This window comes from Pseudomonas guangdongensis (genome assembly GCF_900105885.1).
Classification (GTDB): domain Bacteria; phylum Pseudomonadota; class Gammaproteobacteria; order Pseudomonadales; family Pseudomonadaceae; genus Geopseudomonas; species Geopseudomonas guangdongensis.
Genome location: NZ_LT629780.1, coordinates 1,141,137 through 1,165,764 on the forward strand (window position 1 = coordinate 1,141,137; position 24,628 = coordinate 1,165,764).

Sequence of the window (24,628 nt, forward strand, 5' to 3'; positions counted from 1 at the left end):
TGTCGTCTGGCCGTCGCCGCAGCGCGACGGCCAGGACGGGTGAGGCGGAGCGCCCTATTCCTCCGCCGCCACCACCACGCGGTTGCGCCCGCCGTGCTTGGCCCGATACAGGGCCTCGTCGGCGCGGCGCAGCAGGCGCTGATAGTCGGGATGGCCGTTGTGCAGGGCCAGGCCGATGCTGACCGTCACCTGCAGGCTCTGCTCATGGGGCAGGCGGAAGAGATCGGCGGCGATCTTCTTGCGCAGGGTCTCGGCGGCCTTGAGCGCGCTGTCGGCACTGACGTCCACCAGCAGCATCAGGAACTCCTCGCCGCCCAGGCGGAACACGTAGTCGCCGCCGCGGCTGTGGTTGCTGAGCAGGGTGGCCAGTTGCTGCAGCACCTGATCGCCGGCGTCGTGGCCGAAGCGGTCGTTGATCTGCTTGAAGTGGTCGACGTCGACGGCCAGCACCGCAAAACGGTTGCCGCGCTGGCGCGCATAGGCGATCTCCTTGCCCAGCACCACCGGCAGGAACTTGCGATTGAGCAGGCGGGTCAGCACGTCGCGGCCGGCCTCCAGCTCGTTGACCTGCTCGAACAGCCGCTCCAGGTGATAGCCGATGCTCTTGGCCTGCTCGCGCAGGTCGCGCAGGCGCTGCATGCGCTCGCGCGGTTCGACGCCGCCCGGCAGGCCGAACATCGGCAACAGCACCTCGTCGATGTGCTGCATGGCCTGCAGGATCAGCTCGGCCTCGGGGGTGCCCTCGAAGGCATGGCTGCCCTTGTGGCGGAACCACAGACCGAATTCGGTGCTGCCGATGCGCGGCAGCTGGCTGGCCTCCAGGCCGACGGCCAGGTCGAACATCAGCTGGTTCTCCCAGTCCAGCAGCGCGGCGCGCTGGCGCTCCTTCTCGCTGCCGATGTTCTGCGCCACGGCGAACAGCCGGTAGGCCTCCTCGGCGCGCGAGTTGCGCTCGTGGGAGCTGGCGTAGGCCTGGCTCATGATCTCCATGGCCAGGTCGATGACGTCGGCGATCAGGCGCACCGCCGGGAACAGTCGCGCATCCTCGGCCGGCAGCAGTTCCTGCAGCAGTGCGGCAAAACGCGCCTTGAGGTGGCGGGCGCCGCGCAGCACCAGATGCACGGGCACGTCGATGCGCGCGTGGACTTCGCCGACCTGGGTCTGCAGGGCGATCACCGCCGGCAGCTCCTCGTCGAGGCCGGCGGCGAACAGGCTGACGATCCAGCGCTGCATAGAAGCGTGCAGGCGGCTCTGTACCTGGTCGTGGGAGAGGAAGTGACTGGCCTGCGAGTCCTGCAGCATCTGCTCGTAGAAGTGGCTGGCCAGCAGCTCGCAGCGCGCCCGGGCCTGGTCGCCGACCAGCTGGCGTACCTCTGGCGGGAAGGCGGCCAGCAGCTGTGCCCATTCGCTGGCGAGCCGTTCGGGAGAGTGTCGGGGCATGGGGCAATCCTGGGGCGGGGCAGAAGCAGGGGGCGGCTATGGTCGCAGAGTCCCGCGCCGCCTGCCAATCGCCGTTCCGGCGCTCTGCCGCGGGCCGGCGCGCTCAGCCGGCCTGGGCTGCCCGGCGCCAGGCCAGCCCGGCCGCGGACAGGCGATATTGCTGGCGGCTGCTCTTGGGCTTGTCGGGAATGGTCATCTCCAGCAGCCCGGCTTCCAGGGCCGGCACCAGGTACAGGGTGCGGAAGTTGGCATCGCTCTTCAGGCCCAGTGCGTCCTGCAGGGCCTTGCGGCTCATCACCCCGCTGCAGGCGCGCAGCAGGCGCTCGACTTCACCTGCGACATGACTTGTATCCGCACTTTTTACTTCACCTGCAGCATATACTGCGACATGACTTGTTTCTTCACCTGCAACTTCGCCTGCAGCTTCACCTGCAACATGCACTGCGACTTTGCTGGCGACATGCCCTGCAGGCATGTCCGGTAGCGCACTGGCGGGCCGGCGGGCGGCCGGGCGCGCACTGCGCAGCAGGCTGAACTCGACCCACAGGCCATCCTGCTCGCGGCGCAGCACCGGCTCGGCCAGACCGCGGCCGCGGCAGGCATCGAGCAGCTTGTCGATGCCCAGCCCCCAGCCGCCGATCAGCCCGGCGCGCTGGAAGGCGTGGGCGATGTCGGGGTTGGCCGGGCGCGACAGCAGGCGGGTCTTCAGGCTGGCGACGCTCCAGTCCTCGGGCAGGCGGGCCGGATTCCACAGCTGGATGCGGTCGGCGTGCAGGCGGATCTGCACCGGCAGGCCGCTGGCGTAATCCTTGTGGACGATGGCGTTGAGCAGTGCCTCGCGCAGCGCCGCCAGCGGCACCGGATAGCGCTCCGGCGGCAGCGCTTCGCCGTCCGCGGGACCGCGCTGCAGGTGTTGTTCGAGCAGCTCCAGGCTGCGCTGCAGCTGGGCGAACAGGTGGCCGCCGAGCAGGTGATGTTCGATCAGCTCGTGCTCGCGGTTGAAGTGGCCGATGCGGATGTAGGCGCCGGCGACGAGCTTCTCCGGGCTGGCATGGAACAGCAGCACGGCGGCGCGCTTGAGGTGGAACAGCTGCAGCTGTTCCACCAGCGCGGCATCGCCCTCCTCGGCCATCCCGGCGCGCTGGCGGAACTCGGCCAGCGCCTGGACATCGAGGTCGCCCAGGCGCATCTGCACGACCGGCTGGTCGTCCCAGCTGTCGCCGTGCTCGCCGCCGGCTGGGCGGTTGCCGGCGCTGCGCGGCGGCGGGAAGTCTTTCCACTCGATGTCTGCGTGCTCTTTCATCCGGATACCCTGGCTGTGCTGATGGGGGGCCGGGGCATGTTAACCAAATGCAGCGGCGCAGGTACGCACGGCAGCGCAGGCGGGCGGCGAGACGGAATGACGGAGGGGAAGTTAGGGACAGGCGCGGGGCCGCGGCGCGGCGACGGCCACCCGGGCGGGTGGCCGTGGGGGCGGGATCAGCGGCGGGCGCTGCCGTTGATCGTCTGCATGGTGGCGGCGATCCAGGCTTCGGCGCGCTGGCTGAGTTCGGCCACCGCGCGCGGACCTTCGCCCTCGGCGTACAGCGGCGCACCGATCACCACGCGGATGGTGCCGGGATGCTTGGCCCAGCCGTCGCGCGGCCAGCACTCGCCGGCGTTGTGGGCGATCGGCAGCACCGGCAGGTTGGCGGTCACCGCCAGGGAGGCGCCGCTGCGCGAGAACTTGCCCATCTCGCCGGCCGGCACGCGGGTGCCCTCGGGGAATACCAGCAGCCAGAAGCCCTGCTGCAGGCGCTCCTGACCGATGCTGGCGACCTGCTTGAGGGCCTGCTTGGGGTTGCCTCGGTCGATGGCGATCGGCTTGATCAGCGCCATCGCCCAGCCGAAGAACGGAATGCGCAGCAGCTCGCGCTTGAGCACCAAGGCCAGCGGGGCGAACAGCCCGGTGAGGTAGAAGGTTTCCCAGGTGCTCTGGTGCTTGGCCAGCACCACGCAGGGCTGCGCGGGGATGTTGTCCAGGCCTTCCACCTCGTAGCGGATACCGAGCACCACGCGGGTCAGCCCCACGGCGAAGCGACACCAGGTGCGTGCGATCAGCACGTAGCGGGCGCGCAGCGGCAGGAACGGCGCGACGGGCAGGCACAGCAGGCACCAGATCATCGCGCTGAGGGCGAGCAGAACATAGAAGACGAGGGTACGCAGAGCCTGCATGGGCGGTTCAGGCCTCCTCGGCCAGCAGATGGGCGGCGACCGCCGCCAGGTTGTCGAAAACTTTCACGCTTTCCGGCACGCCTTTGGCCAGGGTGCGCTCGCCCTTGCCGCTGCGCACCAGCACCGGCTGGCAGGCCACGGCCTGGGCGGCTGCGATGTCGCCGGGGCTGTCGCCGACGAACCAGACGCCGTCGAGGCGGGCGTCGTAGTGCGCGGCGATCTGCAGCAGCAGGCCGGGCAGCGGCTTGCGGCAGGCGCAGCCGTCGTCGGGGCCGTGCGGGCAGTGGACGATCAGGCCGAGCTGGCCGCCCTGCTCCGCCACCAGCTGGCGCAGGCGCGCGTGCATGGCGTCGAGGATGGCCTCGTCGTAGTAGCCGCGGGCCAGGCCCGACTGGTTGGTGGCTACCGCCACGGTCCAGCCGGCGCGGCTGAGGCGGGCGATCGCGTCGATCGAGCCGGGGATCGGGATCCACTCGGCGAGCGACTTGATGTAGGCGTCGGAGTCTTCGTTGATGACCCCGTCGCGGTCGAGAATCAGCAGTTTCATAACGGCAGCCTCAAGCTGCGGAGGATGGAGCGGATCGTAGGGTGGGTCAGGCCGCAGGCCGTAACCCACCAACCGGCCGCCAGGCCGGCGTCGTCCAATGGATGCCTGACGGCATCCTTGGTGGGTTACGCCGCGGTGCGGCTAACCCGCCCTACGTGGCTGTGGATAAAGGCGACAGCCCATCCACAGGCCGGCTATTCGCGGCCTGTGGATAACGAGCGGGCCGTTATCCACAGGTGCAGGGCCTCAGCCGAGCAGCGAGATGTCCGCCACGCCGAGGAACAGCCCGCGCAGCTGGGCCAGCAGCGCGTAGCGGTTGGCGCGCACGGCGGCGTCGTCGGCGTTGACCAGCACTTCCTCGAAGAACGCATCCACCGGCGCGCGCAGCGCGGCCAGGCGCTGCAGCACGGCGTTGTAGTTGCGCGCCGCGGCCAGCGGGGCGACCGCCTCGGCGGCCTGGCTGACCGCCAGGGCCAGGGTCTGCTCGGCCGGCTCGATCAGCAGGCTGCTGCTGACCTCGCGCGGCACCTCGCCTTCGGCCTTGGCGAGGATGTTGGACACCCGCTTGTTGGCGGCGGCCAGGGTGGCGGCCTCGGCCAACTGGCGGAACGCCTGCACGGCCTGCACGCGCTGGTCGAAGTCCAGCGGCGCACTCGGCGCCAGGGCGCGCACCGCCTGGTACACGGCCACCTCGACGCCCTCGTCCTCGTAGCGGGCGCGCAGGCGGTCGAACACGAAGTCGAGCACCTGGGCGGCCAGGCCGTCGGCCTTGACCTTGTCGCCGTACTGCTCGACGGCGAAGGCCACTGCCTGCACCAGGTCGAGGTCCAGCTGCTTCTCGATGAGGATGCGCAGCACGCCCAGAGCGGCGCGGCGCAGGGCGTAGGGATCCTTGGAGCCGGTGGGCAGCATGCCGATGCCGAAGATGCCGACCAGGGTGTCGAGCTTGTCGGCCACCGCCACGGCGGCGCCGGTCAGGGTGCTCGGCAGCTCGGCGCCGGCGCCGCGCGGCATGTACTGCTCGTTGAGGGCCAGGGCCACGTCGGCCGGCTCGCCATCGTGCAGCGCGTAGTAGTAGCCGGCGATGCCCTGCATCTCCGGGAACTCGCCGACCATCTCGCTGGCCAGGTCGCACTTGGACAGCAGGCCGGCGCGCGCGGCGCGCTCGGCGTCGCCGCCGATGCGCGCGGCGATAAAGGCGGCGAGTTCGGAAACTCGTTTAGCCTTGTCGAACACGCTGCCCAGCTGGGCCTGGAACACCACGTTGGCCAGGCGCTGGTTGTTGTCTTCGAGGGCGTGCTTCTTGTCCTGCTTGAAGAAGAACTCGGCATCGGTCAGGCGCGGGCGCACCACCTTCTCGTTGCCGGCGACGATCTGCGCCGGGTCCTTGGACTCGATGTTGGCCACGGTGATGAAGCGCGGCAGCAGCTTGCCGTTGCCGTCGACCAGGCAGAAGTACTTCTGGTTGTCCTGCATGGTGGCGATCAGCGCTTCCTGCGGCACCTCGAGGAAGCGCTCCTCGAAGGAGCAGACCAGCGGCACCGGCCACTCGACCAGCGCGGTCACCTCGTCCAGCAGCGCCGGCGGCACGATGGCCTTGCCGTTCTGCTCGCTGGCCAGCTCGGCGACGCGGGCGTCGATCAGCGCGCGGCGCTCGGCGAAGTCGGCGATCACGTAGGCGCTGCGCAGGTCCTCGGCGTAGCTGGCCGGGTTGCTGATGCGCACCTCGTGGTTGGCGTGGAAGCGGTGGCCACGCGACACGCGACCGGCCTGCTGGGTGAGGATGGTGCAGTCGACCACCTGCTCACCCAGCAGCATCACCAGCCACTGGGTGGGACGCACGAACTCCTCGCGGCGGGCGGCCCAGCGCATGCGCTTGGGGATCGGCAGCTCGTTCAGCGAAGCCTCGACGATGCCCGGCAAGAGGCTTTCGGCCGGCTGGCCGGCGATGGACTGGACGAACTTCAGCTTCGGGCCGCTGGTGTCGACCTGCTCCAGATCGACGCCGCACTTCTTGGCGAAGCCCAGGGCGGCCTGGGTCGGCTGGCCGTCCTTGTCGAAGGCGGCCTGCACCGGCGGGCCGTCCAGACGCACTTCGCGGTCCGGCTGCTGGGTGGCCAGCTGCTCGACGAGGATCGCCAGGCGGCGCGGCGCGGCGTAGTAGCGCGCCTTGGCGTAGCCGAGGCCGGCGGCCTTGAGGCCCTTCTCGACGCCGGCGAGGAACGCCTCGGCCAGGCTCTTCAGCGCCTTGGGGGGCAGCTCTTCGGTGCCCAGTTCGACCAGAAAATCTTGTGCACTCATTCCGCGGCCTCCTTCAGCTTGGCCAGTACTTCGTCACGCAGTTCGGGGGTGGCCATCGGGAAGCCGAGCTTGGCGCGCGCCTGCAGGTAGCTCTGCGCCACGGCGCGGGCCAGGGTGCGCACGCGCAGGATGTACTGCTGGCGCGCGGTCACCGAGATGGCGCGGCGGGCGTCGAGCAGGTTGAAGGTGTGCGAGGCCTTGACCACCATCTCGTAGGTCGGCAGCGGCAGCTCGAGGGCCATCAGGCGGTTGGCCTCGACCTCGTAGAAGTCGAACAGCTCGAACAGCTTGTCGACGTTGGCGTGCTCGAAGTTGTAGGTGGACTGCTCCACCTCGTTCTGGTGGAACACGTCGCCGTAGGTGACCTTGCCGAACGGGCCGTCGGAGTAGACCAGGTCGTACACCGAGTCGACGCCCTGCAGGTACATGGCCAGGCGCTCGAGGCCATAGGTGATCTCGCCGGTCACCGGATAGCACTCGACGCCGCCGACCTGCTGGAAGTAGGTGAACTGGGTGACTTCCATGCCGTTGAGCCAGACTTCCCAGCCCAGGCCCCAGGCGCCGAGGGTCGGCGATTCCCAGTTGTCCTCGACGAAGCGGATGTCGTGGACCAGCGGGTCGATGCCGATGGCGCGCAGCGAGCCGAGGTACAGGTCCTGGATGTTGTCCGGGTTCGGCTTGAGCACCACCTGGAACTGGTAGTAGTGCTGCAGGCGGTTGGGGTTCTCGCCGTAGCGGCCGTCGGCCGGGCGGCGCGAGGGCTGCACGTAGGCGGCGTTCCAGGTCTCGGGACCGATGGCGCGCAGGAAGGTGGCGGTGTGGAAGGTGCCGGCGCCCATTTCCATGTCGTAGGGCTGCAATACCACGCAGCCCTGCTCCGCCCAGTAGCTTTGCAGGGCGAGGATCAGGTCCTGGAAGGTGCGCACGGCAGGCGTAGTCTGGCTCACGAAATCACCTGTTCTGAGGCTTGCGTAAAGGCGGCGAGTATAACCGAAGGCGCCGGTTGTGTAGGGGCGCGTATGGGCCGGCACGCGGCGCTGCGCGGTGCGGCTGGCGGCGTTGGTGCTCGCGACGGGGGTTCTGGCGAGGCGTGGGTTGGACGACCGGATGAGGGCGATGTTCCACGTGGAACAGGCGCTGGCGCTTCCGCGGCCGGTGCGGGTGCAGTGTCCGGTGGAGGGTTACAATGCCCTCCCTCAGTCCAACCGCCGGAGAATCCCGTGGAGAAGATCAAAGGCGCCCTGGTGGTGGGCGCGTTGCGGCTGGTCGCCGCCCTGCCCTGGCCCGCCGTGCAGCGCCTCGGCGCGGCGCTCGGCTGGCTACTGTGGAAGCTGCCGAACCGCTCGCGCGAGGTGGTGCGCATCAACCTGGCGAAATGCTTTCCGGAGCTGGGTGCGGCCGAGCGCGAGGCGCTGGTCGGACGTACCCTCGGCGAGGTGGGGAAGAGCTTCGCGGAAAGCGCCTGCATCTGGCTGTGGCCGGCGCCGCGCACCCTGCAGTACGTGCGCGAGGTGGAGGGGCTGGAGGTGTTCCAGGCGGCACTGGCCAGCGGCAAGGGCGTGGTGACCATCACCAGCCATCTCGGCAACTGGGAAATCCTCGGCAGCTACCTGAGCAGCCTGTGCAATCCGATCCTGTTCTACCGCCCGCCCAAGCTGCAGGCGGTGGACGAGCTGCTGCAGAAGCAGCGGGTACAGATGGGCAACCGGGTGGCGCCGTCGACCAAGGAGGGCATCCTCGGTGTGATCAAGGAGGTGCGCCGCGGCGGCGTGGTGGGCATCCCCGCCGATCCGGAGCCCGGCGAGGGCAGCGGGGTCTTTGTGCCGTTCTGCGCGGTGCAGGCGCTGAGCAGCAAGTTCGTGCCGGGCATGCTGGCCGGACACAAGGCGGTCGGGGTGTTCCTGCACGCGGTGCGCCTGGAGGACGGCAGCGGTTTCCGGGTGATCTTCGAGGCGGCGCCGGAGGAGATGTACAGCAAGGATCCGGAGGTCGGCGTGGCGGCGATGAGCCGGGTGGTCGAGAGCTACGTGCGCCGCTGGCCAAGCCAGTATATGTGGAGCATGAAGCGCTTCAAGAAGCGCCCTCCGGGCGAGCCGCGCTGGTACTGACCGGCACCGGCACTGGCGCGGCGTGCCGATCAGCCCGCCCCGGTATGGCCAACCCCTCCGTCACGAAAAACGCCGTTTCCCCGGCAGCGGGGAAACGGCGTTTTCATGGGGGGCGAACCCTGCCCCGCCTTGCGGCCTGTGTCAGAACGCCGGACTCGGCTCACGGACGGCCCGCGCGCTGCGATTCGCCGCCGGGGTCTGACGCTGCGCCGCGCCGCCCTGGTTGTCGAGGCGGAACACCGCCATCGCCGCGGCCAGCGCCTCGGCCTGTTGCTGCAGGCTGTGTGCGGCCTGGGCGCTGTCGCCGACCAGCTGGCGGTTGACCTGGGTGCTCTGGTCCATATCCACCACCGCGCGGCTGACCTGTTCGACCGCCGTGCTCTGCTCGCGGCTGGCGGTGCTGATCTCGCTCATGATCTGCGAGACGCGGGCGATGGCGGCGACGATTTCCTCGGTGGTGTGCCCGGCGTCGTCGACCAGCCCGGCGCCGCGCTCGACGCTCTGCAGGGTTTCGCCGATCAGCGCCTTGATGTCCTTGGCGGCGTCCGCGCTGCGCTGGGCCAGATGGCGCACCTCGTTGGCCACCACGGCGAAGCCGCGCCCCTCCTCGCCGGCGCGCGCCGCCTCGACCGAGGCGTTGAGGGCGAGGATGTTGGTCTGGAAGGCGATGCCGTCGATGATCGCGACGATGTCGGCGACCTGCCGCGAGCGGTTGTTGATGTCGCCCATGGTTGCCACCACCTCCTGCATCAGCTCGCCGCCGCGGCTGGCCACGCGGGTCGCCGAGGCGGCCAGCTGGTCGGCCTGACGGGCGTTGTCGGCGTTCAGGCGCACGGTGGCGCCGAGCTCCTCCATCGCTGCGGCGGTGGCGGTCAGCGCGCTGACCTGTTGCTCGGAGCGCTCGCGCAGCTCGTCGCCATGCCGGCTGATCTGCGTGCTGCCGACCGACACCGCATCGGCCGCCTGGCGCACCCGCGCCACGGTGCCCTGCAATTGGGCGGCCATCGCCAGCAGCGCGGCCAGGATGCTGTCGGCCGCCCCCTGGGGACGGGCCGCGACGGCCAGTTCGCCGCGGCCGATGGCAGCGGCCAGCTCGCGCACCTCGTCCGGCTCGGCGCCCAGCTGGGCCAGCAGACGGCGGGTGATCAGCGCCGCCAGCAGCACGCCGCAGAGCAGCGCGGCCGCGCAGAGGACGATCATCAGCCAGGAAAAGCTGGAGGCGATCTCGGTGGCCCGCTGCGAGTCGCGGCGGATCTCGCCTTCCTGCAGGTCGATGAAGGCGTTGATGCTGGCCAGCCAGTCGCTGAACGCCGGGGCGGCCTTGTCGAGCAGCAGGGCCTGGGCCTCTTGCGTCCGGCCGTCCTGCTGGGCGGCGATCACCGCGCTGGCCAGCGGCAGGGTGCGCTGCTCGACCTCGCGGATCGCCGCGGCCAGCTCGCGCTCCTTCTGCAGCACGCCGTTGCCGCTCAGCAGGCCGTCGAGCACGCGCTGCGCCTCGGCGTAGCTGTCGGCCAGGCGGCGGAGCTCGGCGAGCGCGGCCTGCCGCTCGGCGGCCGAGCGGGCCAGCACCACGTCGCGCAGGGCGATGGCGCGGTCGTGCACGCTGCCGCGGAAGTTGATCGCCTGGCGCTGCTTGACGCTGTGCTGCGCGTCGATGGCGACCAGGCTGTTCCTGATCACCCCCACGCGATTCACGCCGATCAGGGTCAGCACGACCATCATCGCCAGGATGACGGCGAAGCCGAGGGCCAGGCGCTGGCCGATGCTGAGTCTTCTTCTTGGAGTGGCCGGCATTGTGGAGCTCCGCTATGACGGGTTGAAGTTATACGGATTGTACGGTTTGTATAATATTTTTGTACAGGTTTTGACGTGGCCCGGCGAGCGGGCAAAAGAAAGCCGCCAGGCCCGGTGGGCACTGGCGGCTGGTGGCGGCGAACGGGGGCGAACGGGGGCTGGCGACCCGCCCCGCGCGGTCTTCAGTAGCGCCAGAACGCCGGCGACAGCAGCACCACCAGGGAGAACACTTCCAGACGGCCGAGGATCATCGCCAGGCTGAGCAGGATCTTGGCGCTGTCCGGCAGGTTGCCGTAGTGAGCGGTGGCCTCGCCGAGGGCCGGGCCGAGGTTGTTCATGCACGAGGCCAGGGTGGAGAAGGCGGTGACCGGGTCGAGGCCGGTGCCGAGCAGCAGCAGCATCAGGCCGAAGAAAGTGACCATGTACACCGCGCAGAAGCCCCACACCGACTCGATCACCCGGTCGGGCACGCGGCGGCGGCCCATCTTCACCCCGAACACGCCGCTGGGATGCAGCAGGCGCTGGATCTCGCGCTGGCCCTGGCGCACCACCAGCATGGCGCGCATCACCTTCATGCCGCCGCCGGTGGAGCCGGCGCAGGCGCCGATGAAGGTGGTGTAGAGCAGCAGGAACGGCAGGAAGCTCGGCCAGACGCTGAAGTCGTCGACGCCGAAGCCGGTGGTGGTGGCCACCGAGACCACCTGGAAGGCGGCGTAGCGCACCGAGTCCAGCGGGTGTTCGTGGTGGCTGTAGATCAGCAGGATCAGGGTGGTGACGGCGAACACGCTGGCCAGCAGGGTCAGGTAGGTGCGGCACTCGGCGTCGCGCAGGTAGGCCTTCAGCGAGCGGCTGCGCAGGGCGAGGAAGTGCAGGGCGAAGTTGATCCCCGAGGCGGCCATGAAGAAGATGCAGATCGCCTCGATCAGCGCGCTGTCGAAGTAGCCGATGCTGGCGTCGTGGGTGGAGAAGCCGCCGATGGCGATGGTCGCGAAGCTGTGACCGATGGCGTCGAACAGGCCCATGCCAGCCAGCCAGTAGGCCAGCGCGCAGAACACCGTCAGGCCGCAGTAGATCAGCCACAGGGTCTTGGCGGTGTCGGCGATGCGCGGCGACAGCTTGTTGTCCTTCAGCGGTCCGGGCATCTCGGCGCGGTACAGCTGCATGCCGCCGATGCCGAGCATCGGCATCACCGCCACCGCCAGCACCACGATCCCCATGCCGCCCAGCCACTGCAGCTGCTGGCGGTAGTAGAGGATCGCGTGGGGCAGCGTGTCGATGCCGGTGAGCACCGTGGCGCCGGTGGTGCTCAGCCCCGAGAAGGCCTCGAACAGCGCATCGGGCACGCTCATCGCCGGAGTGTCGCTGAGCAGCAGGGGGATGGTGCCGAACAGGCCGAGGACCGTCCAGAACAGCGCGGTGATCAGGTAGCCGTCGCGCACGCGCAGCTCGCCGTGCGCCTCGCGGGTCGGCAGCCAGATCGCCGCGCCGGTCACCAGGGTGATGGCGAACGACCAGACGAAGCTGCGCCAGACACCTTCCTCGTAGTGGAGGTCGATCAGCAGCGGGGGCAGATGGGTGATGCTGAACAGCATCAGCAGGATGCCGAGAATGCGGAAGATGACGGCGTAGTGCATGGTCGGAAACTACCGGCGCAAGGGCTGAGCGGGAGGGGAGCACCGGCCGCCGGCCGCCTGCGGGCGACCGCCGGCCGGGCGGTTCAGAAGAAGGTCAGGCCGGCCTGGAACAGCCGCTCGACGTCGCGGATGTACTTCTTGTCGACGAGGAACAGCAGGATGTGGTCGCCCGATTCGATCAGGGTGTTGCCGTGGGCGATCAGCACCTCCTCGTCGCGGACGATGGCGCCGATGGTGGTGCCCGGCGGCAGCGGCACGTCGGCCACCTTGCGCCCGACCACCTTGCTCGAGCGCGCATCGCCGTGGGCGATGGCCTCGATGGCCTCGGCTGCGCCGCGGCGCAGCGAGTGCACCGCGACGATGTCGCCGCGGCGCACGTGGGTCAGCAGGGTGCCGATGGTGGCCTGCTGCGGGCTGATGGCGATGTCGATCTCGCCGCCCTGGATCAGGTCGACGTAGGCCGGGTTGCTGATCAGGCTCATCACCTTGCGCGCGCCGAGGCGCTTGGCCAGCAGCGAGGACATGATGTTGGCCTCGTCGTCGTTGGTCAGGGCGAGGAAGATGTCGGCGTCGGCGATGTTCTCCTCGACCAGCAGGTCGCGGTCGCTGGCGCTGCCCTGCAGGACGATGGTGCTCTCCAGGGTGTCCGACAGGTAGCGGCAGCGCGCCGGGTTCATCTCGATGATCTTGACCTGGTAGCGGCTCTCGATGGCCTCGGCCAGGCGCTCGCCGATGTGCCCGCCGCCGGCGATCACCACCTTGCGGTAGCTGTCCTCCAGGCGGCGCAGTTCGCTCATCACCGCGCGGATGTGGCTGCGCGCGGCGATGAAGAACACCTCGTCGTCGGCCTCGATCACCGTGTCGCCCTGGGGAATGATCGCCCGGTTGCGCCGGTAGATGGCCGCCACCCGGGTGTCGATGTTGGGCATGTGCTCGCGGATCTGTTTGAGCTGCTGGCCGACCAGCGGACCGCCGTAGTAGGCGCGGATGCCGACCAGCTGAGCCTTGCCCTCGGCGAAGTCGAGCACCTGCAGGGCGCCGGGGTATTCGATCAGGCGCTTGATGTAGTTGGTCACCACCTGCTCGGGGCTGATCAGTACGTCGACCGGGATCGCCTCGTTGCTGAACAGGCCGGCGCGGGTCAGGTAGGCCGCCTCGCGCACCCGGGCGATCTTGGTCGGGGTGTTGAACAGGGTGTAGGCGACCTGGCAGGCGATCATGTTGGTTTCGTCGCTGTTGGTCACCGCCACCAGCATGTCGGCGTCGTCGGCACCGGCTTGGCGCAGCACCGTCGGATAGGAGCCCTTGCCCTGGATGGTGCGGATGTCCAGGCGGTCGCCCAGGTCGCGCAGGCGGTCGCCGTCGGTGTCGACCACAGTGATGTCGTTGGCCTCGCTGGCCAGGTGTTCGGCCAGACTGCCGCCGACCTGTCCGGCGCCGAGAATGATGATCTTCATCCGGTGACTGCTCCTTGCGCGCGCGCGGGCGCGGCGGCGATCTTGATCAGCTTGGCGTAGTAGAAGCCGTCGTGGCCGTCGACCTGGGCCAGCAACTGGCGACCGTGGGGCTGCTTGACCCCGAACGGGCCGGGAATGTCCAGCTCGCGCGCGCCGGGGGTGCGCGCGAGGAAGGCGGCGATCACCTCGGTGTTCTCGGTGGGCAGGCTCGAACAGGTGGCGTACAGCAGCACGCCGCCGACCTCGAGGGTCGGCCACAGGGCGTCGAGCAGCTCGCCCTGCAGGGCGGCCAGCGCGGCGATGTCGCCTTGCTGGCGGGTCAGCTTGATGTCCGGATGGCGGCGGATCACCCCGGTGGCCGAGCAGGGCGCGTCGAGCAGGATGCGCTGGAACGGTTTGCCGTCCCACCACTCCCCGACGGCGCGGGCGTCGGCGGCGACCAGCCTGGCGTCGAGCTGCAGGCGGGCGAGGTTCTCGCGCACCCGCACCAGGCGGCTCTCTTCCAGGTCGACGGCGGTGACCGCCAGCGTCGGCTCGGCTTCCAGCAGGTGGCAGGTCTTGCCGCCGGGGGCGCAGCAGGCGTCCAGCACGCGCAGGCCGGGCTTGAGTTCGAGCAGGTCGGCGGCCAGCTGGGCGGCCTCGTCCTGCACGCTGACCCGGCCCTCGGCGAAGCCCGGCAGGGCGGTGACGTCGCAGGGCACCGCCAGCTGCACGCCATCGACGCTGAACGGGCAGGCGCGTGCGGCGATGCCGGCGGCGGCCAGCTCGGCAAGATAATCATCGCGCGAGCCGTGGCGGCGGTTGACCCTAAGGGTCAGCGGCGGATGGCTGTTGTTGGCGGCGCAGATCGCCTCCCAGTCGGCCGGCCAGTGCGCCTTGAGCGCCTTCTGCAGCCAGCGCGGATGGGCGGTGCGCGCCGCCGGGTCGCGCTCCAGTTCGGCGAGCAGCGCCTCGCCCTCGCGCTGGGCGCGGCGCAGCACGGCATTGATCAGGCCCTTGGCCGAGGATTTCTTCAGCCGGTCGACGCAGCCGACCGTCTCGCCGATCGCCGCGTGGGCGGGGATGCGCGTGTACAGCAGCTGGTACAGGCCGACCAGCAGCAGCGCCTCGAGATCGGTGTCGGCGGCCTTGAACGGCTTCTGCAGCAGCTTGCCGGCGAGCAGGGCCAGACGCGGTTGCCAGCGTGCGGTGCCGAAGGCCAGCTCCTGGGTCAGGCCGCGGTCGCGCGGCTCGACCTTGTCCAGCTGCGCCGGCAGCGCGCTGCCCAGCGAGGCCTTGCCGGCGAGCACGGCGCCGAGGGCGCGGGCGGCGGCCAGCCGCGGATCGACGGCCATCAGGCCAGCACCTGGCCGGCGGCGAACTGCTCGCGGCGGCTGTTGTACAGGTCGGCGAAGTCCAGCGGCTTGCCGCCGGGCAGCTGCAGGCGGGTCAGGCGCAGCGCGCCGGCGCCGCAGGCCACGGTCAGGCCGTCGCGACTGGCGGCGAGGATGGTGCCGGGCGCGCCCTGCCCTTCGCCCTGGCCTTCTTCGACGAGCTCGGCGGCGTAGACCTTGAGCGCCGCCGCGCCGAGGCTGGTGTGGCAGACCGGCCAAGGATTGAAGGCGCGCACCAGGCGTTCCAGCTCCACGGCCGGACGGCTCCAGTCGAGGCGTGCCTCGTCCTTGTTGAGCTTGTGGGCGTAGGTGGCCAGCGCGTCGTCCTGCACCTCGCCGTGCAGGGTGCCGGCGGCCAGCTGCGGGATGGCCTCGACCACCGCCGCGGCGCCCAGCGTGGCCAGGCGGTCGTGCAGGCTGCCGCCGGTATCGTCGTCGGCAATCGGCGTGGTCACCTTGAGCAGCATCGGCCCGGTGTCCAGACCCGCCTCCATCTGCATCACGGTGACGCCCGATTCGGCGTCGCCGGCCTGCACCGCGCGCTGGATCGGCGCGGCGCCGCGCCAGCGCGGCAGCAGCGAGGCGTGGCTGTTGATGCAGCCGAGCTTCGGGATGTCGAGCACCGCTTGCGGCAGGATCAGGCCGTAGGCCACCACCACCAGCAGGTCGGGCGCCAGCGCCGCCAGCTCGGCCTGGGCGGCCGCATCGCGCAGGGTCGCCGGCTGGTGCACCGGGATGCCGTGAGCGACGGCGAGCTGCTTGACCGGGCTGGCCATCAGCTTCTGGCCGCGGCCGGCCGGGCGGTCGGGCTGGGTGTACACCGCCACCGGCGCGAGGCCTGCGTCGAGCAGGGCCTGGAGGTGGACGGCGGCGAATTCCGGGGTACCGGCGAAGACGATGCGCAGGGGCTGGCTCATGGGCTCTCGCTCAAGAAAAAAGGCTTGCCGCGGCAAGCCTTCAGGGAAATCAGGGATGTTGCAGACGATGCTGTTTTTCCAGCTTCTTCTTGATCCGGTCGCGCTTGAGGCTGGACAGGTAGTCGACGAACAGCTTGCCGTTGAGGTGGTCGCACTCGTGCTGGATGCACACCGCCAGCAGGCCTTCGGCGATCTCCTCGAACGGCTGACCGTCGCGGTCCAGCGCCTTGATGCGCACGCGCAGCGGCCGGTCGACGTTCTCGTAGAAGCCGGGCACCGACAGGCAGCCTTCCTGGTAGGGGCCGAGTTCCTCGCAGAGCGGCTCCAGCTCGGGATTGATGAACACGCGCGGCGCGCTCTGGTCCTCGGACAGGTCCATCACCACCACGCGCTTGTGCACGTTGACCTGGGTCGCCGCCAGACCGATGCCGGGCGCGGCGTACATGGTCTCGAACATGTCGTCGACCAGCTGGCGCAGGGCGTCGTCCACCACGTCGACCGGCTTGGCGAGGGTGCGCAGGCGCGGATCGGGGAATTCGAGAATGTTGAGGATCGCCATATGCCTTTGTGATGCACTTGTGAAATCGCGGAATAACCGGCTGCTACCATCCCGGCAGTCTGCAATCTGCGCGCAACGCCGCGGATTTCGCCTGCCGGCGGCCGGTTCGTGGTTCGCCACATGATAAAGGGATTCATCTCATGAGGAAAACTTTCGTCGCCCTGCTGCTGCTGCTGGCGCTGGGCACCGCCGCACAGGCCGAGATCCGCCTGCGCGAGGGGCATCCGCAGCAGTACAGCGTGGCGCGCGGCGACACTTTATGGGACATCTCGGCACGCTTTCTCCAGCAGCCCTGGCAATGGCCGCAGGTCTGGGCGGTCAACCCGCAGGTGCGCAATCCCCACCTGATCTACCCGGGCGACGTGCTCAACCTGGTCTACCTCGACGGCCAGCCGCGCATCGTCCTGCAGCGCGGCGAATCGCGCGGCACCGTGCGCCTGTCGCCGCAGGTGCGGCGCGAAGCGCTGGCCGAGGCGATTCCGACCATCCCACTGGGCAAGATCAACAGCTTCCTGCTCAGCAACCGGATCGTCGACGACGCCGCCGAACTGGAGCGCGCGCCCTACATCCTCGCCGGCAACGCCGAGCGGGTGGTCAGCGGCGCGGGCGACCGCATCTACGCGCGCGGCGACTTCGCCGCCGGGCCGGCGGTCTACGGCCTGTTCCGCCGCGGCAAGGTCTACAGCGACCCCAAGAGCGGCGAAGTGCTGGGCATCAACCTGGACGACATCGGCAGCGCCGAGGTGGTCGCCCGGGAAGACGACATCGCCACCCTGCGCCTGACCCGCACCACCCAGGAGGTGCGCCTGGCCGACCGCCTGCTGCCCACCGAGGCGCGGCAGATCAGCTCCACCTTCATGCCCGCCGCGCCGGTCGAGGCCATCGACGGGCTGATCCTCGACGTGCCGCGCGGCGTCACCCAGGTCGGCCTGCTGGATGTGGTCACCCTCGACAAGGGCCGCCGCGACGGCCTCGACGAGGGCCATGTGCTGGCGGTCTACAAGACCGGCGAGACGGTGCGCGACCGGGTCACCGGCGAGCGCGTCAAGGTACCCGACGAGCGCGCCGGGCTGCTGATGGTGTTCCGCAGCTACGACAAGCTCAGCTACGGCCTGGTGCTGATGGCCCAGCGTCAGCTGGCGGTCGGCGACAAGATCCGCAATCCCTGAGCGGGTGGCGCGCGCCACGCGCCCGACCGATCTGCCGCGGCACGGGCAGGGCGCGTCGCCGGCGGCCACCCGCCCTGCCCACCCGCTGCGAGGTGTCGTCATGCCGCATGCCCCTGCCCTGTCCCCCGCCGAATTGGAAGCCCGTCTGCGCCTGCACGGCCTGCCGGAGATCGGCCCGCGGCGCTTCCGCGCCCTGCTTGCCGCCTTCGGCAGCGCTGGCGCCGCCCTGAGCGCTCCGGCCAGCGCCTGGCGCGCCCTCGGCCTGCCTGCCGTCGCCGCCGAGGCGCGCCGCAGCGCGTCCGTGCGCGAGCAGGCGGCCGGCGCGCTGGCCTGGCTGCAGGATGATCGCCACCACCTGCTCTGCCACGACGACCCCGGCTACCCCGCCCTGCTCGGCCAGCTTCACGACGCGCCGCCGCTGCTGCTGGTCGCCGGCGCACCGGCTCTGCTGGAGCGCCCGCAACTGGCACTGGTCGGCAGCCGCCGGGCCAGCCGTCCCGGGCTGGACACCGCCCAGGCCTTCGCCCGCAGCCTGGCCGGCGGCGGTTTCGTGGTCACCAGCGGACTGGCGCTGGGCATCGACGGCGCCGCCCACCTGGGCGCGCTGGAAGCCGGCGGGGCCACAGTGGCGGTGCTCGGCACCGGTCTGCAGTGCCTCTACCCGCGCCGGCATGCCGGCCTGGCCGCGCGCATCGTCGCCGAGGGCGGCGCGCTGGTTTCCGAGCTGCCGCTGGGCACCCCGCCGCAGGCCGGCAACTTCCCGCGGCGCAACCGGATCATCAGCGGCCTGTCCCTCGGCGTGCTGGTGGTCGAGGCCAGCCCGTCCAGCGGCTCGCTGATCACCGCCCGGCTGGCCGCCGAACAGGGCCGCGAGGTGTTCGCCATTCCCGGCTCGATCCACCACCCCGGCGCGCGCGGCTGTCACCAGCTGATCCGCGAGGGCGCGCAACTGGTGGAATGCATCGACGACATCCTCGCCGCCCTGCGCGGCTGGCAGAACCTCGCGGCGCTGCCCGCCGAGGCCGCCGCCGCCGCCCGGCCTGCCGCCACCCCGCCCGCCACGGGCGGCCTGCTCGACCTGCTGCGCGCCGAGCCGCAGAGCAGCGAAGCGCTCGCCCTGCGCAGCGGCCTGGAACTGCCGGAGGTGCTCGTCCAGCTCACCGAGCTGGAGCTGGACGGACGGGTGGCCTGCGAGCAGGGATGCTGGGTCTATCGGGGGTGAGGCGACGCCCGTGCGCTAGCCGGGCGCCGGATGCTCAGCGTCTGCCGCGCAGCATCGACCAGACGCTGTCGGTGACCGGCAGCGCGTAGTCGTGGACGGCGATGATGGCGTTGGTGCTGGGCTGCACCACCTTCAGATTGACGAACACGTAGTTCTTGCTTTCGGCATAGGAACCGACGATGACCGCTTTGGCCGCATGGGTGCTGGCCAGTTCGTGGACTTCGCGGGTCAGCATCATCTCGCCCTGGTCCTGGCGCATGTAGACGCTGTTGCCGAACTTCATCTCCACGATCTTGTAACCGGCCTGGGTGAAACGTGCGGACACCTGCTCCGACACCAGGCGCCCGAGGGTGGAGGACTGCTCCAGGGCGTCGATATTCACCAGCGTGGCCACCAGCAACGGGCCGCTGCCGGCCGGCAGGCGATCCTCCAGTTGCAGCATCAGGACATCGGCGGCCTGCTGGTTGGTGGGAATGAAGGGATTGCGGGCGGCGGACTCGTAGGTCGGCCCTTTGGGGGCATGGGCGCATCCGGCAAGGCCGAGCAGCGCCAGAACGAGCAGCGGGATGGCGTGCGCGGCTTTCATTGGACTGCCCCCTTGACCGGCAGCGCGGTGGTCGGCCAGTTCTCGTACAGGCTGAAGTCGGCGTCGCTGGTGTAGTAGGCGCTGGTGCTCTGCATGTAGTAGCGGTCGGCGCTCGACACGCTGGCGGTGACGACGATTTCGGTGCGCGGCGTGGGGCCGCTGGCGAATTCCGAGCGCAGCCAGTGAGCGCTGTCCGCCGCCACGGCGGCGGTGACCATGGCCGCGCCGGGGGAGACGTTCTCGTAGATGTTGCGCAGCACCCACAGGCCGCCGGCCAGGGCGGTCAGGCCGCCGGTGGTCTTGTACTGCAGGCGGTTTCTGGAGAAGCGCAGGGGTTCGGCGGACACCTCGACGGTCAGGGTGTCGCTGCGTGCGTCGCTCTTCATCACCGGGTAGCCGGCCGCCGTCAGGGAGGCGATCAGCTGCTGGCTGAAGGCTTTCTCGAAGGGGCTCTGCTGCTCCGGCTGGCGCACGTACAGCGGCCGCCTGGTCGGCATGGCGGCAACCATCTGCCGCGCCGTATCCTTGGCAATCAGTTGCCAGTGGGAGGCCGCCTGCAGTTTCTTCTGGGTGTCGTAGGGGAAGTTGGTGGCAACCGGGGTTTCCGTATGTCTGGCGCAACCGCCGACGAGTACGATGCCCGTCAACAGGCCTGTGATGACGACCTTTTTCATGTGTCCATCCCTTTGAGGCGCATGGGCCGCAGCCGCGTTCGGTAGTGCCCACGATATGCCTCCGGTGCGCCGCGAACATGCTTCCCTGCGGCTGCGACCCAAGCTCACTCGGGGCAGGTTCGACGTTTTGCATCCGTCGACCTGAGTGTAGAAACGGACCTTGGGGGCGCAATCGGATTCTTTTGACGCGCGCTGTAACTATTTTGCCGATCCCGTACCCGCGCCAGCGCCTCCCCGGTGGTCCGGACGGGCTGCCGGGCCGTGTGCGAGTCGCTACACTGCGCGCCGTTTCGGACGCAGGCGGTGGAGGTGGCAATGGTCGGTCAGTGGCGATTGGGGCAGGTAGCGCGCACGGTGCGCGAGGGCGGGGTGATCGCCTATCCCACCGAGGCGGTGTGGGGGCTGGGGTGCGATCCGTGGAATGCCGCGGCGGTGCGGCAGTTGCTGGCGCTCAAGGCGCGGCCGGTGGAGAAGGGGCTGATCCTGGTGGCCGCGGACATGGCGCAGTTCGCCTTCCTGCTCGACGACCTGCCCGAGGCCTGGCTCGACCAGCTGCGTGGCAGCTGGCCGGGGCCGAACACCTGGCTGGTGCCCCATCGCGGGCGTCTGCCGGCCTGGATCACCGGGCGTCACGACAGCGTCGCCCTGCGGATCAGCGATCATCCTCTGGTGCGGGCGCTGTGCGCGCACACCGGTCCGCTGGTGTCCACCTCGGCCAACCCGGCCGGCCGGCCGGCGGCGCGTTCGCGGCTGCGGGTCGAGCAGTATTTCGGCGGCTGTCTGGACGCCGTGCTCGGCGGCGAGCTGGGCGGGCGGCGCAATCCGAGCCTGATCCGCGACCTGCGCTCGGGTCAGGTACTGCGCCCGGCCTGAGCGCCGGCGGCGGCTACACTGGCGACGAGGAGTCCGGCGCAGGAGCCGCCATGCCGTTGCATCCCTGGTCCCATCCGGCGTCGGCCGGGTTCGTTCTGCGCGGCTGGCACAGCCCGCCCGGCGGGCGACCGCTGCTGCACTTCCTGCACGGCAACGGCTTCTGCGCGCGCACCTACGAGCCGCTGCTGCGCCTGTTGGCGGAGGACTTCGACCTCTGGCTGTGCGATGTCCAGGGCCATGGCGACAGCGACCACGGCGGCCGTTTCCTCGGCTGGAACCGCAGCGCCGAACTGGCTGCGGAGGCCTTCCGGGCCGGCCGCGCGCGCTTCGGCGCGGTGCCGGTGCTGGCCTGCGGGCACAGTTTCGGCGGGGTGCTCAGCGCCCTGATGCTGGCCGCCGAGCCGCAGCTGTTCCAGCGTGCCGTGCTGCTCGATCCGGTGCTGTTTCCGCCGGCTATGATCGGCGCGATGGCGCTCTCCGAGCTGCTCGGTCTGCAGGAGCGCCACGCCCTGGCGCGCCAGGCCCGCAGCCGGCGGCGCTGCTGGAGCGACCGCGCCGCCGCCTACGCCGCCCTGCACGGGCGCGGCATCTTCCGCGGCTGGAGCGATGCGGCGCTGCACGCCTACGTCGAGCATGCCCTGCAGCCCGTTGCCGACGGTGTCGCGCTGAAGTGCCGGCCCGAGCGCGAGGCGGAGATCTTCGCGTCCTATCCGCGCCGGCTGTGGGCGACCCTGGCGCGGGTGACGACGCCGACGCTGGTGCTGCACGGGCGTGCCAGCTATCCCTTCGTCGCTCGCGGGGTGGCGCGCTGGTGTGCGGGCAACGCCCATGTGACGGCGCGCCTGGTCGAGGGCGGGCACTGTTTCATGCAGGAGGACCCTGCGGCCTGCGCCGGGCGGGTCAGGGATTTCCTGCGTGCCGGCGAGCTGACGCTGCGCGATTGAGCCGGGGGCGGTTCAGCCGCGGGGCGGGCGCTGCTGGCGCTGGCGCCAGGCGTCGAGGTGGATCACCCGGTCGGCGAGCGGATCCTCGCGCTCTTCCGGCGGGCGCATCGGGTGCGGAGCCAGTTCGATGCGCAGCGGGTGGCGGCCGCGCAGGAGGATGCGTCCGGGGTGGCGCTGCTCGCCGGTGACGGTGAATTCGAAGGCGAATTCGCGGACCAGGCGGCGCTGGCCGTTGCGGTCGCGCAGCAGGCGCAGGCCGCGGAAGGCGACGTTGTCGTCGAGCAGCAGCACGTCCTCGCGCAGGCAGGCCTGGCGCACCAGCGCCAGGGCCAGCTCGCGGCGGCCGTGGGCGTGCCACAGCCAGGCGCCGACCGCCAGGAGGCCGAAGGCGACGGCCAGCTCGCCGAGGCTCAGCACGCCACGCTCCCGGCGCGCCGGCCGGCGAGCACAGGTGGGCGGAGGTGCGGCGGCTGGCTCATGGCGCGGCGTCTCAGACTTCGTCCTTGATCGCCTGGTAGCGGCTTTCCAGCTCGCGGCGGATCTGCCGGCGCTGCTGGGCCTGGGCGAAGCGGCGGCGCTCCTCGGCGGTCTGCGGATCGAGGGGCGGCACCGGCACCGACTTGCCGTGGCCGTCGACGGCGACCATGGTGAAGAAGCAGCTGTTGGTGTGGCGCACGCTCTGGTTGCGGATGTCCTCGGTGATCACCTTGATGCCGATCTCCATGGAGGTGCTGCCGGTGTAGTTGACCGAGGCGAGGAAGGTGACCATCTCGCCGACGTGGATCGGCTCGCGGAAGATCACCTGGTCCACCGAGAGGGTGACCACGTAGCGGCCGGCGTAGCGGCTGGCGCAGGCGTAGGCGACTTCGTCGAGGTACTTGAGCAGGGTGCCGCCGTGGACATTGCCGGAGAAGTTGGCTTTGTCCGGGGTCATCAGGACGCTCATGGTCAGCTGGGTATTGCCGGCTTGCATAGGTGTGTCGTGCCCGTGGGAGGTGGGGAGGACGCTACTTTAGTCGAATGTGGGTGGGCTTTGTCGAGGAAATTGCAGCGATCTGTCGGATGACGTCGGCGAACGCGCGCATCCGCCGATAGCCTTCCTGTCGCCAACTGCCAGCGAACGGCGACGAGGTGCGGCGAATTGTCGCGCTTCTTGGCGCGATCGGGAAGCGGCGCGGCGCGCCTAGATTTCCTCGCCGGCGGCGCGCTCGGGGAGCATCGACAGGTCCAGCGGCTGCGCCGAGCCGAGCCACAGGGCGCGGTCGCGGTGGTCGGCGAGCGGTTCGCCGCTGAGCGGATGCAGCAGCACGGTGAGGTCGCCGCGGTTGAGCAGCAGCCAGGGCAGCACCGCGGCGAGCGCCTCGGCGCGGAACGCCAGCTGGCAGCTCCACTGCGGGTGCGGGCCGACCGGACGCTGGTGCAGGCGGCCCATGGTCACGGCGAAGCGCTCGGCGGCGGCGCTGCACAGCGCGCGGGCCTGCTCCAGGGTGGCGGCGTCGAAGTAGACGTGGGCGTGCCAGCCGCGGATTGCGGCGCCGTCGCGGTAGTCGTGCATGGTTCAGCCCTCGTTCAGCTGGCGGCGCAGTTCGGCGAGCACCGGCGCGCTGTCCGGGCGCACCCCGCGCCAGAGGAAGAACGCCTCGGCGGCCTGCTCGACCAGCATGCCCAGTCCGTCGAGGGTGCGCGCCGCGCCCTGCTCGGCGGCCCAGCGGTTGAAGGCGGTCGGCGCCTTGGCATACATCATGTCGTAGCAGACGGTGTGTCCCGGCGCGATCAGCCGCGGCGAGATCGGCGGCAGCTCGCCGGCCAGGCTGGCCGAGGTGCCGTTGACGATCAGGTCGACCGGCGCGTCGATCCAGTCGAAGCCGCTGGCCACCACCGGGCCGAGGTCGGCGAACAGCCGCGCCAGCTCCTCGGCGCGCGCCACGGTGCGGTTGGCGATCACCAGCTCGGCCGGCCGTTCGGCCAGCAGCGGCTCCAGCACGCCGCGCACCGCGCCGCCGGCGCCGAGCAGCAGGATGCGCTGGCCGCGCAGGGCGAGGCCGGCATTGACGGTGAGGTCGCGCACCAGGCCGGCGCCGTCGGTGTTGTCGCCGAGCAGGCGGCCGTCGTCCAGCTTCTTCAGGGTGTTCACCGCACCGGCGCGGGCGGCGCGCTCGGTCAGCGCGTCGGCGAGGCGGAAGGCCTCCTCCTTGAACGGCACGGTGACGTTGGCGCCGCGGCCCTCGCGGAAGAAGGCGCGGGCGAAGCCGGGGAAATCGTCCAGCGGCGCCAGCAGGGCGTCGTAGATGAGCGGCTCGCCGGTCTGCGCGGCGAACAGGCGGTGGATCAGCGGCGACTTGCTGTGGCCGATGGGGTTGCCGAACACGCAATAGCGGTCCATCAACGGGACTCCTCGATCAGGTTGGACAGTTCGATCAGGTTGCGGTCGGGGTCGCGCAGGTACACCGAGCGGATCGGTCCGGTCGCGCCGGTGCGCGCTACCGGACCTTCCTCGATGGGCACGCCGCAGGCCTGCAGGTGGGCGATCGCCTGCTCCAGCGGCGTCGCGACGAGGAAGCACAGGTCGGCCGAGCCGGGCGTCGGCCGCGCGGCCTTGGGCTCGAACTCGCCGCCGTGGGGATGCAGGTTGATCTTCTGTCGACCGAAGGCGAGCGCGGTGCGCCCACCGGTGAAGGTGACCGGCCGCATGCCCAGCACCCGCGCGTAGAAGTCGCAGGTGGTGGGGATGTCGGCCACGGTCAGCACCAGATGGTCGAGGTGTTCGATCTGCATGGGGCGCTCCTCGGCTTCAGGGGGGGCAAGGCGGTGCAGCC

Annotated in this window: 24 protein-coding genes; 5 read left to right on the forward strand and 19 right to left on the reverse strand. The window is 70.3% G+C overall.

What is annotated here, in order from left to right; genetic code table 11:
- Positions 1-54 precede the first annotated feature (54 nt).
- From BLU22_RS05445 to glyQ, 6 genes are all read right to left on the reverse strand, one after another.
- Entirely contained in the window at positions 55-1,440 is a 1,386-nt protein-coding gene (locus BLU22_RS05445) for a diguanylate cyclase (protein ID WP_090212732.1), read from the reverse strand.
- Between the two features lie 103 nt (positions 1,441-1,543).
- Positions 1,544-2,743 (reverse strand): Fic family protein, encoded by a 1,200-nt coding sequence (locus tag BLU22_RS05450; protein ID WP_090212733.1) that lies wholly within the window; start codon positions 2,741-2,743, stop codon positions 1,544-1,546.
- Between the two features lie 176 nt (positions 2,744-2,919).
- Positions 2,920-3,654, reverse strand: a complete 735-nt coding sequence (locus BLU22_RS05455; protein ID WP_090212735.1) for a lysophospholipid acyltransferase family protein — start codon at positions 3,652-3,654, stop codon at positions 2,920-2,922.
- Between the two features lie 7 nt (positions 3,655-3,661).
- The gene (gene gmhB, locus BLU22_RS05460) at positions 3,662-4,201 is read right to left on the reverse strand and encodes a D-glycero-beta-D-manno-heptose 1,7-bisphosphate 7-phosphatase (protein WP_090212736.1); all 540 of its coding nucleotides are present in this window, start codon (positions 4,199-4,201) and stop codon (positions 3,662-3,664) included.
- A 246-nt stretch (positions 4,202-4,447) separates the two neighbouring features.
- A complete protein-coding gene (gene glyS, locus BLU22_RS05465) occupies positions 4,448-6,502 on the reverse strand; it encodes a glycine--tRNA ligase subunit beta (RefSeq protein WP_090212738.1) in 2,055 nt (684 codons plus the stop codon).
- Entirely contained in the window at positions 6,499-7,449 is a 951-nt protein-coding gene (gene glyQ, locus BLU22_RS05470; protein ID WP_090212739.1) for a glycine--tRNA ligase subunit alpha, read from the reverse strand. The genes glyS and glyQ overlap by 4 nt, the downstream gene beginning before the upstream one ends.
- Positions 7,450-7,722: 273 nt before the next feature.
- On the opposite strand from glyQ, the gene BLU22_RS05475 reads away from it, so the two are divergent.
- Positions 7,723-8,610, forward strand: a complete 888-nt coding sequence (locus BLU22_RS05475; protein WP_090212741.1) for a lysophospholipid acyltransferase — start codon at positions 7,723-7,725, stop codon at positions 8,608-8,610.
- Between the two features lie 141 nt (positions 8,611-8,751).
- Here the strand turns inward: BLU22_RS05475 and BLU22_RS05480 are convergent, their stop codons facing one another.
- The 6 genes from BLU22_RS05480 to def all read right to left on the reverse strand — a co-directional run bounded on the left by BLU22_RS05480 (position 8,752) and on the right by def (position 16,344).
- Positions 8,752-10,404: a methyl-accepting chemotaxis protein gene (locus BLU22_RS05480; protein WP_090212742.1), complete on the reverse strand. Its 1,653-nt coding sequence runs from the start codon at positions 10,402-10,404 to the stop codon at positions 8,752-8,754.
- Between the two features lie 182 nt (positions 10,405-10,586).
- Positions 10,587-12,038 (reverse strand): TrkH family potassium uptake protein, encoded by a 1,452-nt coding sequence (locus BLU22_RS05485; protein ID WP_090212744.1) that lies wholly within the window; start codon positions 12,036-12,038, stop codon positions 10,587-10,589.
- An 83-nt stretch (positions 12,039-12,121) separates the two neighbouring features.
- On the reverse strand, positions 12,122-13,495 hold the full coding sequence (gene trkA, locus BLU22_RS05490) for a Trk system potassium transporter TrkA (protein ID WP_090212745.1): 1,374 nt from the start codon (positions 13,493-13,495) through the stop codon (positions 12,122-12,124).
- Positions 13,492-14,829, reverse strand: a complete 1,338-nt coding sequence (rsmB, locus tag BLU22_RS05495; protein ID WP_090212747.1) for a 16S rRNA (cytosine(967)-C(5))-methyltransferase RsmB — start codon at positions 14,827-14,829, stop codon at positions 13,492-13,494. Before rsmB ends, trkA begins: the two co-directional genes overlap by 4 nt.
- Positions 14,829-15,785, reverse strand: a complete 957-nt coding sequence (gene fmt / locus BLU22_RS05500; protein WP_090212748.1) for a methionyl-tRNA formyltransferase — start codon at positions 15,783-15,785, stop codon at positions 14,829-14,831. The genes rsmB and fmt overlap by 1 nt, the downstream gene beginning before the upstream one ends.
- A 49-nt stretch (positions 15,786-15,834) precedes the next feature.
- Positions 15,835-16,344 carry a peptide deformylase gene (def, locus tag BLU22_RS05505; RefSeq protein WP_090212749.1) on the reverse strand — a complete coding sequence of 170 codons (510 nt, stop codon included), beginning with the start codon at positions 16,342-16,344 and terminating at the stop codon, positions 15,835-15,837.
- Positions 16,345-16,484: 140 nt separating this feature from the next.
- Here def and BLU22_RS05510 point away from each other — a divergent pair, with 140 nt between their 5' ends.
- Together BLU22_RS05510 and dprA are read left to right on the forward strand one after the other, a co-directional pair.
- Positions 16,485-17,513 carry a LysM peptidoglycan-binding domain-containing protein gene (locus tag BLU22_RS05510; RefSeq protein ID WP_090212751.1) on the forward strand — a complete coding sequence of 343 codons (1,029 nt, stop codon included), beginning with the start codon at positions 16,485-16,487 and terminating at the stop codon, positions 17,511-17,513.
- A 100-nt stretch (positions 17,514-17,613) separates the two neighbouring features.
- A complete protein-coding gene (gene dprA, locus BLU22_RS05515) occupies positions 17,614-18,735 on the forward strand; it encodes a DNA-processing protein DprA (protein WP_090212752.1) in 1,122 nt (373 codons plus the stop codon).
- 34 nt (positions 18,736-18,769) lie between these two features.
- On the opposite strand, the gene BLU22_RS05520 is transcribed toward dprA, so the two are convergent.
- Complete coding sequence (locus BLU22_RS05520) at positions 18,770-19,321, reverse strand: FlgO family outer membrane protein (RefSeq protein WP_090212754.1); 552 nt, start codon at positions 19,319-19,321, stop codon at positions 18,770-18,772.
- Positions 19,318-19,995, reverse strand: a complete 678-nt coding sequence (locus BLU22_RS05525; RefSeq protein ID WP_090212755.1) for a hypothetical protein — start codon at positions 19,993-19,995, stop codon at positions 19,318-19,320. Before BLU22_RS05525 ends, BLU22_RS05520 begins: the two co-directional genes overlap by 4 nt.
- A gap of 315 nt (positions 19,996-20,310) precedes the next feature.
- Here BLU22_RS05525 and BLU22_RS05530 point away from each other — a divergent pair, with 315 nt between their 5' ends.
- Positions 20,311-20,868 (forward strand): L-threonylcarbamoyladenylate synthase, encoded by a 558-nt coding sequence (locus BLU22_RS05530; RefSeq protein WP_090212757.1) that lies wholly within the window; start codon positions 20,311-20,313, stop codon positions 20,866-20,868.
- Between the two features lie 50 nt (positions 20,869-20,918).
- On the forward strand, positions 20,919-21,812 hold the full coding sequence (locus BLU22_RS05535; RefSeq protein WP_090212758.1) for an alpha/beta fold hydrolase: 894 nt from the start codon (positions 20,919-20,921) through the stop codon (positions 21,810-21,812).
- A 12-nt stretch (positions 21,813-21,824) separates the two neighbouring features.
- On the opposite strand, the gene BLU22_RS05540 is transcribed toward BLU22_RS05535, so the two are convergent.
- The 5 genes from BLU22_RS05540 to BLU22_RS05560 all read right to left on the reverse strand — a co-directional run bounded on the left by BLU22_RS05540 (position 21,825) and on the right by BLU22_RS05560 (position 24,587).
- Positions 21,825-22,229, reverse strand: a complete 405-nt coding sequence (locus BLU22_RS05540; RefSeq protein WP_090212760.1) for a DUF3301 domain-containing protein — start codon at positions 22,227-22,229, stop codon at positions 21,825-21,827.
- 73 nt (positions 22,230-22,302) lie between these two features.
- Positions 22,303-22,785, reverse strand: coding sequence for an acyl-CoA thioesterase (locus BLU22_RS05545; RefSeq protein ID WP_090212761.1), 483 nt, complete (start codon positions 22,783-22,785; stop codon positions 22,303-22,305).
- Between the two features lie 210 nt (positions 22,786-22,995).
- A complete protein-coding gene (locus BLU22_RS05550) occupies positions 22,996-23,367 on the reverse strand; it encodes a DOPA 4,5-dioxygenase family protein (RefSeq protein ID WP_090212763.1) in 372 nt (123 codons plus the stop codon).
- A gap of 3 nt (positions 23,368-23,370) precedes the next feature.
- Positions 23,371-24,195, reverse strand: a complete 825-nt coding sequence (aroE, locus tag BLU22_RS05555) for a shikimate dehydrogenase (protein WP_090212765.1) — start codon at positions 24,193-24,195, stop codon at positions 23,371-23,373.
- Positions 24,195-24,587 carry a VOC family protein gene (locus BLU22_RS05560; protein ID WP_090212766.1) on the reverse strand — a complete coding sequence of 131 codons (393 nt, stop codon included), beginning with the start codon at positions 24,585-24,587 and terminating at the stop codon, positions 24,195-24,197. The genes aroE and BLU22_RS05560 overlap by 1 nt, the downstream gene beginning before the upstream one ends.
- Positions 24,588-24,628: the final 41 nt, after the last annotated feature.